Source organism: Stenotrophomonas sp. GD03777, assembly GCF_029842485.1.
Classification (GTDB): domain Bacteria; phylum Pseudomonadota; class Gammaproteobacteria; order Xanthomonadales; family Xanthomonadaceae; genus Stenotrophomonas; species Stenotrophomonas sepilia.
Genome location: NZ_JAOCGL010000006.1, coordinates 66,531 through 78,960, shown reverse-complemented (window position 1 = coordinate 78,960; position 12,430 = coordinate 66,531). Strand labels below are relative to the sequence as shown.

At 69.6% G+C, this 12,430-nt stretch carries 10 protein-coding genes; 2 read left to right on the top strand and 8 right to left on the bottom strand.

The features are described from left to right. From N5E02_RS03155 to N5E02_RS03145, 3 genes are all read right to left on the bottom strand, one after another. Positions 1 to 296: I78 family peptidase inhibitor (locus N5E02_RS03155; RefSeq protein WP_279945817.1), on the bottom strand; the 296-nt coding region annotated here is incomplete at its 3' end. A 78-nt stretch (positions 297 to 374) separates the two neighbouring features. Continuing rightward, positions 375 to 1,403, bottom strand: coding sequence for a ribonuclease H-like domain-containing protein (locus N5E02_RS03150; RefSeq protein WP_164230192.1), 1,029 nt, complete (start codon positions 1,401 to 1,403; stop codon positions 375 to 377). After that, a complete protein-coding gene (locus N5E02_RS03145; protein WP_139726570.1) occupies positions 1,400 to 3,889 on the bottom strand; it encodes a DEAD/DEAH box helicase in 2,490 nt (829 codons plus the stop codon). The genes N5E02_RS03150 and N5E02_RS03145 overlap by 4 nt, the downstream gene beginning before the upstream one ends. A gap of 215 nt (positions 3,890 to 4,104) precedes the next feature. On the opposite strand from N5E02_RS03145, the gene N5E02_RS03140 reads away from it, so the two are divergent. Both N5E02_RS03140 and N5E02_RS03135 read left to right on the top strand, forming a co-directional pair. Further along, the gene (locus tag N5E02_RS03140; protein WP_065178683.1) at positions 4,105 to 4,623 is read left to right on the top strand and encodes a hypothetical protein; all 519 of its coding nucleotides are present in this window, start codon (positions 4,105 to 4,107) and stop codon (positions 4,621 to 4,623) included. 40 nt (positions 4,624 to 4,663) lie between these two features. Continuing rightward, complete coding sequence (locus N5E02_RS03135; RefSeq protein WP_065178684.1) at positions 4,664 to 5,338, top strand: hypothetical protein; 675 nt, start codon at positions 4,664 to 4,666, stop codon at positions 5,336 to 5,338. Positions 5,339 to 5,448: 110 nt separating this feature from the next. Here the strand turns inward: N5E02_RS03135 and N5E02_RS03130 are convergent, their stop codons facing one another. Genes N5E02_RS03130 through N5E02_RS03110 form a run of 5 tightly spaced genes read right to left on the bottom strand, consistent with a single transcriptional unit; the run spans position 5,449 to position 12,424 of the window. Beyond that, a complete protein-coding gene (locus N5E02_RS03130; protein ID WP_139726571.1) occupies positions 5,449 to 7,257 on the bottom strand; it encodes a hypothetical protein in 1,809 nt (602 codons plus the stop codon). Further along, on the bottom strand, positions 7,254 to 9,422 hold the full coding sequence (locus N5E02_RS03125; protein WP_279945816.1) for a hypothetical protein: 2,169 nt from the start codon (positions 9,420 to 9,422) through the stop codon (positions 7,254 to 7,256). The genes N5E02_RS03130 and N5E02_RS03125 overlap by 4 nt, the downstream gene beginning before the upstream one ends. Beyond that, positions 9,419 to 10,540, bottom strand: coding sequence for a BatA domain-containing protein (locus N5E02_RS03120; RefSeq protein ID WP_164093490.1), 1,122 nt, complete (start codon positions 10,538 to 10,540; stop codon positions 9,419 to 9,421). Before N5E02_RS03120 ends, N5E02_RS03125 begins: the two co-directional genes overlap by 4 nt. After that, on the bottom strand, positions 10,537 to 11,433 hold the full coding sequence (locus N5E02_RS03115; protein WP_065178688.1) for a DUF58 domain-containing protein: 897 nt from the start codon (positions 11,431 to 11,433) through the stop codon (positions 10,537 to 10,539). The genes N5E02_RS03120 and N5E02_RS03115 overlap by 4 nt, the downstream gene beginning before the upstream one ends. Before the next feature lie 7 nt (positions 11,434 to 11,440). Then, positions 11,441 to 12,424, bottom strand: coding sequence for a MoxR family ATPase (locus N5E02_RS03110; protein WP_235646189.1), 984 nt, complete (start codon positions 12,422 to 12,424; stop codon positions 11,441 to 11,443). Positions 12,425 to 12,430: the final 6 nt, after the last annotated feature.

Genomic DNA, 12,430 nt, shown 5'->3' with positions numbered 1-12,430 from the left:
TCGATCCGGTTCTGCGCATCCACCTGCACCGTCACGCGGTCCTGGCGGAAGTCCATGGTCACCGCCATGCCCGGCTTGACCACCCGTGCACCGCGCGCGCCGCTGGCGGCCACCAGCTTCTTGATGGTGGCTTCGTCAGCCGTCTTGCCGGTGAAGGCCTCGAGCGCCTCCGGCTTGCATTCCTGCGCGGCGTCGGCCACGGGCGCCGGCGTGGGATCGGGGGCGGTGCTGCCGCCGGCGTGACTGCAGGCGGCCAGTGGCAGAATGGCAAGCAGGGCAAGCGGATTGAGGCGCATCGTCGGGCTCCAGGCGTGGATGGTGGTGGCAGTGTCACCGCTGCCACCGTCAGGGCATGTCAACGCGGCCCGGTGTCATTACTGCCCGACCAGCGCCAGTGTCTCGCGCTCGCGCTGTTCCTCGCGCACCAGCCGCTGCAGCAGCATGGCCAGGGTCACCACGTCCTGGTGATTGTGGTCGGCCACCCGGCGCAGGTTCACCGCATCGCCGCCGCGCAGGAAGCGCAGCCATGCACCGGGTGCTTCCGAGCCGGGCAGGTCGTCCTCGCGCACCACGCGCAGCAGCTGGCGTTCGATGGTGGACAGCTTGCAGTTCTCCCAGCTGCCGCGATAGCGACGGCGCGTGGGGTAGAGCAGGTCGACATGGTCCAGTGCGGTGATCGGGTCCGGCTGCCGGGCCAGCCGGTAGCGCGCCTTCAGCAGCGGCGCATCGTAGCTGCGGCCGTTGTAGCTGCAGAACACGGTGGACGGTTGCAGCCAGCGGGCAAAGGTGGCCAGCATCGCGTCCTCGGCGGCCATGGTGGCCATCAGCAACTGGCGGATGCGCAGGCCCTCGCCACGCTGCGGGCACACATGCCAATCGGCCGCGCCGATCATGAAGGCACGGGTGCCGGTGCCGCCGGCCAGGCCGGTGGTCTCGGTGTCGAAGAACAGCAGATCGCGTGCAGCCACGTGCTGGTCTTCGCGCTTGGCGAAGGCCAGCGACAGCGGGGCAGTTGGGATCGGCTGAGGTTGCAGCGATTCGATCAGGAACAGACCCGGCGCGATTTCCTCGCCCGGCAGCTGGCGATCCTGTGCGCTGGCACGTGCCGGCATGGCGCCGCTCCGCGAGCGCATGCCGAGCAGGCGATGCAGGCTGCCCACTTCCGGCCGCCGCAGTTGGGCCGGTGTGTGTGCCGATGTGGCCGCCGCAGCACCTGTGGGCTTGTGGCGGATCTCCTGCTCGACCCAGGCGAACACCGAACGCTCGGCCGGTGGTTGCTGCGCATCGTTGGCGGCCGGTGGTGCCGGTGGCGCAGGGGCAACGTCCGACGCCGCCGGCGTGGCCGCTTTAGGGTCGCCGGCCTGCTTCCGCAGCAGGCGCAGCTTGTCCAGGCTCAGGCTCACGGTGCCAGCAGCTCCATCGGGTCGCGCGCGGACGCCACCACGTCGGGCACGTGCCGGCAGGCCTCGGCGTCGAACAGGTCGAGCACGCGCAATGCCAGCGCACGTGGCGAGGTTTCATCCTCTTCCTGTGCAGCCAGCACCGGGCCGACGCAGGCCGGGCAGCCGGCCTTGCAGTCGCAGCGTTGCACCAGTTCACGCGCGCGCTGCACCAGCTCCGCCTGACGCTGCCACAACGGCTCGCTGAGGCCAACGCCACCGGGGAAGTTGTCATACAGATACACAGTGGGCACGAATTCCTGCAGCAGTTCGACCACGCCAGGATCACCCTCGCTGCCGCGCAACTGGCCACGGCCGCTCTGGTCGGCGATCGCAAACCAGGAACCATCGCCGTTGCCGACCGACTTCTGTAGGTCGCGCGCATCGGCCATCACCGCCACGGTGGCGACGATGTGCAGCGCATACGCCGCACCGAGGAAGCCATCGAGCGCATCCTGCCTGCTGGCGAAGGCGCGCAGCAGCAGTGCCTGCGGCAGCTGCCACCACACTGCGGTGGTGTGCAGTTCCTGGTCGGGCAGGTTCACCGGACCGTAGCCGATGTTTTCGTGGGTGTAGTAGCGGATCTTCTTGTAGCCGGCCACGCGCCGCACCACGTGCACTTCGCCATGGTGCGAATCACCGCGCCCGGCCACGCCACCATCGAAGCGGTCCAGCACCTTGAGCTTGGTGAAGTCGATGCTGTCGGTGTAGTAATCCACATGCGTACGGGTGACGTAGGCCTTGCGGCCCTCCCAGTCGAGCGTCTCCACCTGGTAGGGCGTGGACTGCACCATGTGGATGGCGCCTTCATACAGCGTGAGCGCAGCGGCGGAGTAATCGACCTCGGCGATGATCTGCTGGCGGCCGTCGCTGCGGTCGACCACCACGAAGTTGCCATCGGCCACCGCGCGCAGGCTGACCGCGTTGGCCGGATAACTGTCGGCGATCCATTCCCAGCGCTCGCCTTCGCGGTGGATCACTTCTGTCTCTGCCAGCGCTTCCAGGAACACTTCCGGGTCGATCGGGCCGAAGCCATCGCCGACCCGGAACGGCAGTTCAAAGGCCGCGCAGCGAATGTGGTCGAACAGGATCAGCGGCTGGTCCGGCGCAATGCGCGCATGTTCGGGCGAGGCTTCGGCGAAGAAGTCCGGGTGCCGCACCACGTACTGGTCCAGCGGCTGCGAACTGGCCACCATCACACCGAGTGCGGGTTGCTGGCGGCGACCGGCACGGCCGAAACGCTGCCAGGTGGCGGCCACGCTGCCGGGGTAGCCATTGAGGATGACCACGTCCAGGCTGCCGATGTCCACGCCCAGTTCCAGCGCCGAGGTGCTGACGATGCCGTCGATGTTGCCGGCTCGCATCGCACGCTCGGTCTCGCGGCGTTCGGTCGGCAGATAACCGCCGCGGTAGGCGCGGATGCGGGGCGGCTTGCGCGGGTCGTGGTCAAAGATGTCCTTCAGGTACTTGGTCAGCACCTCGACCATCAAGCGGGTCTGCGCGAACACCAGGGTCTTCAGCCCGGACTTGATCGCGATGCGCGCGATGCGGTTGCTCTGCGAGCGCGCCGAGGCACGCAGGCCCAGGTCGGGGTTGATCACCGGCGGGTTCCACAGCAGCACCTGCTTCGGCCCGGTGGGCGCGCCGGATTCGGTGACGGCGGTGACCGGTGCCTCGATCAACGCCTCGGCATGCGCCTGCGGGTTGCCGATGGTGGCCGAGCACAGGATGAACTGCGGTTGCACGCCATAGAACGCGCAGATGCGCTTGAGCCGGCGCAGCACGTTGGTGACGTGGCTGCCGAACACGCCGCGATAGGTGTGCACCTCGTCGATGACGATGTAGCGCAGGTTCTCGAAGAACTGTGCCCACTTGGTGTGATGCGGCAGGATGGCCTGGTGCAGCATGTCCGGGTTGGACACCACGATGTCGCCATGCAGGCGGATCGCCTGGCGCGCATCGCCGGGGGTGTCGCCGTCGAAGGTGAAGGCCTTGACGCCGAGATCGCCGGCACGATTGAGTTCCAGCAGCTCGGCCACCTGGTCCTGGGCCAGTGCCTTGGTCGGGAACAGGTACAGCGCCTTGGCCTTGTCCTGCATGGCCGCGCTGACCACCGGCAGGGTGTAGCACAGCGACTTGCCGCTGGCGGTGGGGGTGACGATGGCCACGTGCTCGCCGCGCTGGCTGGCCTCCCAGGCTTCGGCCTGGTGGCTGTAGAGCTGCTCGATGCCGCGTGCCTTCAGTGCAGCGGCCAGCGCCGGGGGTACCGAGTCGGGAACGGGCGCGTAGCGGCCTTCACGGCCGGGAATGGCGAAGCTGCCGGTGATGCGGTCCTGGTAGCGGCGCTGCAGGCGCGCGCTGAGCAGCGCGCCATCGCGGGCGGGCAGGCCATCGCGGGTGGCGAGCTTCTGCTCGGCATCGGCGGTGCGCTTGGCGAGTTCGTAGGCCATGGAAGAGGGAGGGAGCCGGGACGGATTGCGAGGGGTCACATGGCACCACATCCGTGTCTCAGGATGTGAGACACCACACACGGAGACGTGAACCGTTCAGTGCTCGCGTCCCGTGGTGTGGCCGCATCTCCCTTGGCTGAACAGCGGCCAGTGCAGCAACGAAATCTGAAGCCGGCATCCGTATGCTTGGGCGCTGGACACAACCAACAGGGTGGATGGCTGTGGCACGACGTGGAACGCAGGGAGCACTCCTGGCCGGCATGCTGCTGGCCGGCATCGCACAGGCGCAGCAGGCCGCGCCGGTGGCGGTGCCCGATCCTGCACCCGTTCCCCCCGCAGATGCGCCGTCTGCCCCCACCGCACCGATCTCCACCACCTTGCCGCAGGACAACGTCACCACCCTCGGCGAAGTGCGTGCGCTCAAGCCCGATGACGAGCCGCTGGACCTGTACCGCTTCAAGAACCCGGTGAAGTTCGGCGATAACCGTTTCAGCCGCGACTGGAGCGAACCGCCATCGCCGGAGCAGGTCAGCATGGGCGGTGGCTACATCATGATGGGCGTGGTCAAGGGTGTGCTGGCGGCAGCCAAAGGCATCAACAAACTCACCGGGGGTCCCGACCAGATCCAGGCGGCCGTGGCGCGGCCACCGCCAGAGCTCAGTGCCGAACAGCAGCAGCGCGCGCTGCGGTTCTCACAGGAGCAGGATGCCGGCGACACAGCGCCAGTGAAGTAGGCCGGTATATCCTGCGGGCTCCCCCACCGGTAATGCTGTCATGTCCCTGCGTTCATTCTGCCTGCTGGCCGCGTTGCTGCCGGCCTCCGCGTTCGCGTCCGATATCGCCGATGGCGGCGCCTGCCGCAATGGCGCGTTCCCCTCCCAACAGAGCCGGTTCGCGCTGGCGCGGGTGGTCGATGCACCGCGCCTGTACCTGCTCGGCGACATGGAGGGCTGCCCCGCCAAGGGCGAACCGGCCTGCCGCCAGCGCAGCTATGTGGTCAGCGGCGATACGGTGGTGACCGGTCGCGACCTGGGCCGCTACCGCTGCGCGTTCTTCCCCAACAAGGTGGGCGGCAGCGCCGGCTGGGTCGACCGCAGCAAGCTGCAGCCGTTGCCGGTGGCCGTGCCCACGCTGCAGGACTGGACGGGCCACTGGAAAGATGGCGACAACGGCCTGCGCATCACCGTGCAGGGGGGGCAACTGCACGTGGATGGCGACGCCTACTGGCCCTCCGCCAACCCCACGCCGGAACAGCGCCCGTATGGGCCGAACCTGGGCCAGGTGGAAGCGCGTGCCACACCGCAGGGTGCCGATGTCGAGTTCGCCGAGGATACGTGCCGGGTGCGTGTGCACTCGCTGGGTGAGGTGCTGATCGTGGCCGACAACAGCGAATGCGGTGGCATGAACGTGCGCTTCAATGGCGTGTATCGGCGCGCGGGAACGCGTTGAAGGACGCATGAGGGTGGGGCTGGTAGATCCACGCCATGCGTGGATGCCGTTCGCGATCCGATCGGTGGGGTCAGAACCCTTTCGCTGGCGAAAGGGTTCTGACCCCAGGATCAGCGCCGTCGCTCCAGCCACCACAGCAGCGATGCGCACAGCACGAACGCCAGCCACCACGGCCAGCGCGATCCCGGCACGGGTTGCATCAGCGACGCGGTTGCCGGGGAGCTGCCCGCCAGCGCCTGCGTGGTTGCATCGATCATTGCCTGCTGATGCAGCGCGGGCGCGTCCTTCGGGTCGAATGCATAGCGCCAGAGGGTAGCGTCGCCGTGCTGCAGGCGCTGCCAGCCCGCCTCGCGCGGCCACCAGCCCGCGCAGCGCAGGTCTGACGTCGCGCCATCGACGATCAGCGGCGTGCCTTCGCCGCGTGCGTTGAAGGCCAGCAGCGGCGCCTGCACGCCGCATAGCGCCTGCCGTTCGCCCGCCCAGCTGATCGGCTGTGGCGACCACAACGCCTCAGCGCTGCCCTGCGCCCGCGCCAGCGTGGCAACCACGCCGCTCCACAGTTCGCCGTGGCGGTCATCGCGGCCGGCAAGTACCCAGCGCCAGCTGTCGGTGATGGGCAGCAGGCCGATGCGGCCTTTGCCGGTAGCGCGCCAGCCACCGACAGCCTTGCCAATGCGATCGTGCAGCAGCGCGTTGCTGCCAGGTACCTGCAGCGCCAGTGCTTCCAGTGTGGGCAGCGCGGCGTCGTGCGAACTGCGGTCTGCCTCTTCGCCGTAGCCGGTCGGCAGCGTACCCGCGGCGAGCGGGCCACGTCGTGCGGCGAGGACCGCGCTCTCGCCGTCGCCGGGAAGTTCGAGGACCTGGCTGCTGCCATCACCCCGCAGCGGCAGGCCCAGATCGTGCAGGCGTTGGCGCGCGCTGGCCGAAGGGGCGCCCGCACTGCGTACCAGCACGCCCAGTCCTTCGCGCAGCGCCTGCCGCACAGCGGCCAGCTGGGCGGCATTCAATGCCGCCAGGCTGCGCTCGTCCAGCAGCAGCAGATCGCTGCGCGCCAGCGACGCCGCGTCCAGCGGCAAGGCCCCGTCGCCAACGCTCAGGCCGGCCCCGGTATCGGCCTGCACCTGCACGCGGATGCCGGCATCGGCTGCCCAGCGGCGCAGGTACTTCAGTTCGGGGCCCGGCGCGCTGGCACGCACCTGCAGGCGCAACGGCGCCGCCGGCAGGGTCTGCTGCGGCACCGGTGCGCTGTCCACCACATGGCCGTCGGCATCGAGCAGGCGCAGCTGGAATACGCTGCGGCCTTCGGCGCGGGTGATGCCACTCAACTGAACGTGGCCGTCTTCGGCAACATCCGCGCGATCGACCACGCTGCCGGCCGGGTCGAGCAGTTCCGCCTTTGCCCTGGCAACGCCACGCGCCTGTGCCTGTACCTCGAAGCGTGCGCCGGGCGCGGCGTCGGCCGGTGGCTGCAAGGCGACCCAGCCGCGCGGCGGTGCTGTCGGCTGCCAACGTACGTCGCGTGGCAGTACTGCGTCGCGGTCACGCGCGGCCAGGCCCGCACCGACCAGCGTCAGCGTGGAGGCTGGATGCTGGCGCAGCGCGGTGGCCAGGTCGGGTACGCGCTGTGCGCCGGGCACATCGGCAGCTTCGGGCAACAGCAACAGTGGGCCTTCGCTGGCCGGGAGTGCGCCAGCCCGGTCGGCATCGATTCCCAGCACGACCAACTCGCCTGCGGGCTGCTGGCGATTGAGGGGTACGAGGCAGACATACAGCAGCATGGCAGCGGCGATCTGCAGCGCAATGCCGATCCAGCGGCGACCTCGGTGCGCTGTGCTTCCACGCAACTGGCGCACGCTGGCGATGACCACGACCACAGCAAGTGCCAGCGCAATCCACAGGTTCGGGCTGGAGGGGGTCATGGCTGCGCCTCCAGCGCATCGAGGTAGCGCTGGCCCATCGCATCGGCCGCACTGCGCCGCATCGCCTGTGGCAGTGGACGTTGCAGTGCCCGCCACAGCTGTGCGCGCAGGCGCAGGCGGCAGTCGTGGCAACCGGGCTCGATGCGCAGCTGCTCGATGGCGGCGGCCAGATCCAGTGCATCGGGCAGGTAGGCGGCACTGTGCTGCTGCCAGGCAGCGAGTGCATTGAGGTCGGGCACGCTGGTGTCATCACCGAGGCGCTGCCAGGCTTCAACGATGGCCCGGTCGGGCGGGGTTCGGGCGGCCAACGGCAGTTCACGACTGGCCAGTCCGGCGCGATCACCGCCGAGGCGACGGCCTTCATCGATCGGTGGTAGCTCTGGCCCGACCCGCGCCAGATAGATGCGTTCGGCCTGCTGCACCTGCTTGATGAAACCCAGCGCCTTGTAGGCAAACGGCAACGCCTGCTCTGGCCGGCCCTGGCGCAGCTCGCCTTCGGCCGACCACATCTGGTCCAGCGCGGCCTTCAGCGTGGCCCGGGTCTGCGGGTCGAGCAGGGTCGCGGCCTCGGCATGGTCATGGGTGTGGCCGTATTCGGAGAGCACATCGGTGGCGCTGCCGAACACCGGTGGCGAATCGGCATTGGACGCCTTGCCGCCGTGATCGTGGCCATGCTCATCGTGTGCCCCGGCCTCGGTGCCATGGTTGTGCTCGTGCTCGGTGTCGTGGCTGCCTGCAGCTGGCGCATCGCTGGTGGGCAGGTCGCTGGTCGGCGGCGGCTTCGGTGCGCCTTCGCTTTCCTCACCCAGGAACTGGCCGTAGCGCAGGCGCAGGATGCGCTGGTCGACACCGATCGCATCGCTGCGCTTCACGAAGTCCTCGGCAGTGAGGCTGCGTCGCTGCCGGATCAGCGCTTCGGCATCGATGATGATCTGCCGCTGGCTGCGGAAGTAGGCCGGCAGCGTCTTCTTGATGCGGCCTTCCAGTTCGGCACCGAGTGCAACCTCGGCGCTGGGCAGGCGCAGGATCACGCTGCTGCTGCGCCCAGCCTGCGGTGTTGGCGCGTGGTTGTCGCGTACTTCCAGCTGGGCGATGACATCGCTGCCGGGCTGCGCGCCCAGCGCAGCCAGGTCGAGGGTGTACGCGAAACGCCGTGCAGTCGCTTCGCCGCTGCCGGTGAGGCCGACACTGCGGCGAACGAAGGTGATGTTCTCGCCGCTGCCCTGGGTAATGGTGATCGACAGCGTTGCCTGCGTGGCCACGGCGTAGTCATCGCTGGCTTCGAAGCGCAACGACCACTGGCGTTGCCCGGGCGTGCCCAGCACCAGGGTCGCGGCGGGCTCCAGCACGCGCACGCTGGGCGCACGATCAGCGACCACATCCAGGCGATGCAGGTGGGTTTGGGCCAGTGCAGGTTCGCTCACCACGCGGTACAGCACAGGCACGCGCGCCACATCCTGCGCCAGCCACTGCCCATCCTGCTCGCTCAGCGGCAGCCGGCGGCCGTCGTGGAACTGAAGCCATGCCTTGTCCGGCGCGCGATCGAAGCGCAACGACCACGACAGCCGGCTGTCCGCGGCGACCTTGGCATCCAACGCGTTCTGGGTGCGCGTGGCTTGGCCGGTATAGGCCGGCGCGTCGATCCGCAGGCGGGTGGACTGAAGGTGCAGCGGGCCGGCGGCAGCCATGCTGACAGGCGCCGATGTGCGCGCCGGTGCGGAGCCGGGGCCGGAACGTGGCCAGCCGAATGCCAGCGCAGTGATCGCCAGGCCTGCGACCCAGCTCAGGGCCAACGCCCTGCGCGGCCAGCGCGGACGCAGGTCCGGTGTCGCGCGCTCCAGCGTGGCCAGCACATGCGCGCGCTGGCGCTGCTGCAGCGGATTGAGCGTTGCCATATCGGCGAACAGCAGGTCGGCACTGTCCTCGCTGGCACCGCCGGCATCGAGCTGACGCTGCACCCACTGTGGGTCCAGCTGGCGGGCACGTGCCGTGGCGAGCGCTGCGCAGGCGAGCACGCTGACCGTGCCGACCACGCAGGCGATATCGAAGCCCGCCAGGCGCAGCGCCAGCGTCGTCGCGGCCAGCGCCCACGGCAGGCCCAGCAGCAGGGTAACGAGTGCACGGCGACGGCGTGCGCGTTGCCAGGCGTACTGCAGGGTGTTCATGCGGCCCCCCTGCGCCGGCGACTGCTGGCCATCCAGCGCTCCAGCGCGAACAGCAGCACGATGGCCAGCAGCAACCACGTGGTTGGCTCACGCGCTGGGGGCGCTATGGCGGGCAGTGCGGCCCGGCGTGGTGCCTGGTCCTGTGCATCGCCGAGGCGCGGTGACGCTGGCGGTTGCAGCGCCAGCAGCAGGGCACGCGGCAACCGCGGGTCGCGCAGCGCAGCGTTGCCTGAGGCATCCCAGTCGCCCGGCAGTGACAACAGGACGCCGTGGCCGATGCGCTGTTGCCACAGCACTGGTGAGCCGTCGGCGTTGCGCAGCAGGATGCCGGCGTCGCCAGCAGGCTTGCCGGCGCTCACTGCACGACCGCCGTGGCGCAGCCATGCCTGCCAGCTCGCCGGCAGTGCATCGCTGCGGCTCCATACGCCGATCTCGCCGCGTTCGGGCAGGGCATCGGCCGACAGAGGAGCGAGCGGCGCCTGCATGCCCCACGCGCGCTGCAGTGCGTTCACCCAGTGCTGGGCGGCGGCCGGCGCATCGCTGTGCACGCGCAGACGCGGCATCGTCGCGGCACTCGGTTGCGGAGTGGCCGGTATCGGTTGCGGCCGCCACTGCACTTCGCGCGACAGCTGCACGCGGGCGCCATCCAGACCGGGCAGGGGATCGGGAACGTGCACGGTCAACGCGGTGCCGGCGGGCAGCTGTGCATCCAGCTCACGCAACAGGCTGGGCAGCGATGTGCTGGATGCCGGCGGTGCCTGATCGATGCTGGGGAAGCCGGGTGCCAGCCAGTGCCAGTTGCCCTCTTCGGCGGTGCCGCGCAGTGCGGTCGCGTCCAGTCCGGGAGCCACTACCGTCCAGGCAGTGGGGACCGGGGCAGGGCCGACCAACGCAGGGCGCGCCAGCAGCATGGCCAATGCAGCCAGCAGCAACAGGCGCACCAGCAGCAACGGCCAGTCATCGAAACGGATGCGCTGGCGCGGGCGGATCTGTGCACGCAGCCAGCGCAGCGCGGCGAAATCCAGCGGCGTGTACGGATGGCGCCGGGCCAGATGGATCAGCAGCGGCAGCAACCACGCAGCGAGCGCGGCCAGGCCCAACGGGAACAGCAGGGTCATGCACCGCCCCCACGACCGAACAGCACCTGCAGTGGATGATCCAGCGGCTGGTCGAGCCAGCCGGTGGCACTGGCGATGCCGCTGGCCTGCAGGCGCGACTGCAATGCGTTGCGTGCGTCGGCGAAGCGCTGCAGGTAATCGGCGCGGATCGCCGCGCCATCGCCCAGCAGTTCCTCGCCCGTTTCCGGATCGCGGAAGCGATGGCCGGCGTCGAACGGGAAATCGCGCTCGTCGGCGGTGAGGATCTGCAGCAGTGCCACTTCACGGCGTGCGCTGGCCAGTTGCTCCAGCAGCACGATGCAGGCCGCGTCGAAGCCATCACCCATCGCCAGCAGCAGGTCGCCCGGACGCACACGCTCCCACAGCGGGCGCAGGCGATCGGCCACGGGCCAGCCGCCGCGTGCCTGAAGGGCATGCAGTTGCAGATGCACGCGGTCACGCTGGCGTGCGCCGTTCGCTGCGGGCACCAACTGCAGTCCATCGCCATTGATCGCCAGCAGGCCGAAACGGTCGCCCTGCTGCAGCGCCAGTTCCACCACGCAGGCGGCCACGCCGCGCATGTGATCCAGGCGCGTGCGCTGCGGTGCCGCGCGATCGGCCTGGCCGGCCGAGGCGGTGGCATCGAGCAGCAGCCAGACCGTGATCGGGCTTTCGCGTTCGGATTCGCGCACGAAGAAGCGGTCCGAACGCGCGTACAGCTTCCAGTCGATCTGGCGCAGCTCGTCGCCCGGTTCGTAGGCCCGGTACTGGGCGAATTCGAGGCCGGCACCGCGGCTGCGGCTGGCGTGCTGGCCGATGCCACTGGCGCCGCTGGCCAGGCGCGGCCGCAGCCGCAGCAGGCGCAGGCGCGCACGCAGTTCCGGAGGCAAGGTCAGCGGGGTACCGGCGTTCACGCGTGGCTCAACCCGGGAACGGCACGGCCTGCAGCAGGGCGGCGACCACGTCGTCGGCACGCTTCTGCTCGGCCTCGGCGGCGAACGACAGAAGCAGGCGATGGCGCATCACCGGTGCGGCCAGCGCCTGCACGTCCTCGCGGGTGGCGGCGAAGCGGCCCTGCAGCAGTGCGCGCGCTTTTGCCGCGAGCACCAGCGACTGGCCGGCGCGCGGACCGGCGCCCCACTTCACCCATTGGTTGATCGCCGCCGGGGCGCCTTCGCCTGGGCGGCTGGCGCGCACCAGGCGGGTGATCCAGGCCAGCACGTCGGGGCTGACATGCACCTGCCGCACAGCCCCCTGCAGGGCGATCACCGCCTCGGCATCCATCACTTTCGGCACCGCGTCGGTGGCACCGCCGGTGGTCTGTTCCAGGATCCGCCGCTCCTCGTCTTCGCTGGGGTAATCCACCAGCACGTGCAGCAGGAAGCGGTCCAGCTGTGCCTCTGGCAGCGGGTACGTGCCGGCCTGCTCGATCGGGTTCTGCGTGGCCAGCACGAAGAACGGAGCGGGAAGCGCGTAGGTGGTTCCGGCGTAGCTGACGGTGCGTTCCTGCATTGCCTCCAGCAGTGCGGCCTGGGTCTTGGGCGGGGTGCGGTTGAGTTCGTCGGCCAGCAGCAGGTGGGTGAAGATCGGGCCCTGCTGGAAGCGGAAATGGCGATGGCCGGTGCCATGGTCTTCCTCCAGCAGCTCGGTGCCGAGGATGTCACTGGGCATCAGGTCGGGGGTGAACTGCACGCGCCGGAACTGCAGTTCCAATGCCTGGCCGAGCGAGCGTACCAGCAGGGTCTTGCCGAGCCCGGGCGCACCTTCCAGCAGGCAGTGGCCGCCGGCCAGCAGGCCGATCAGCAGCTGCTCGACCACGGTGTGCTGGCCCACCACCGCGCGTGCGAGCGCGGCGCGCAGTTCATCCAGGCGCGGCAGCAGGGAATCGAGGTCGGAGGAATTCATGGGCGT

Coding starts and splice junctions, on each gene's coding strand:
- N5E02_RS03140 (WP_065178683.1), top strand. CDS start 4,105: ATGGCTGTGGCACGACGTGGAACGCAGGGAGCACTCCTGGCCGGCATG.
- N5E02_RS03125 (WP_279945816.1), bottom strand. CDS start 9,422: ATGAACACCCTGCAGTACGCCTGGCAACGCGCACGCCGTCGCCGTGCA.
- N5E02_RS03130 (WP_139726571.1), bottom strand. CDS start 7,257: ATGACCCCCTCCAGCCCGAACCTGTGGATTGCGCTGGCACTTGCTGTG.
- N5E02_RS03120 (WP_164093490.1), bottom strand. CDS start 10,540: ATGACCCTGCTGTTCCCGTTGGGCCTGGCCGCGCTCGCTGCGTGGTTG.
- N5E02_RS03145 (WP_139726570.1), bottom strand. CDS start 3,889: ATGGCCTACGAACTCGCCAAGCGCACCGCCGATGCCGAGCAGAAGCTC.
- N5E02_RS03110 (WP_235646189.1), bottom strand. CDS start 12,424: ATGAATTCCTCCGACCTCGATTCCCTGCTGCCGCGCCTGGATGAACTG.
- N5E02_RS03135 (WP_065178684.1), top strand. CDS start 4,664: ATGTCCCTGCGTTCATTCTGCCTGCTGGCCGCGTTGCTGCCGGCCTCC.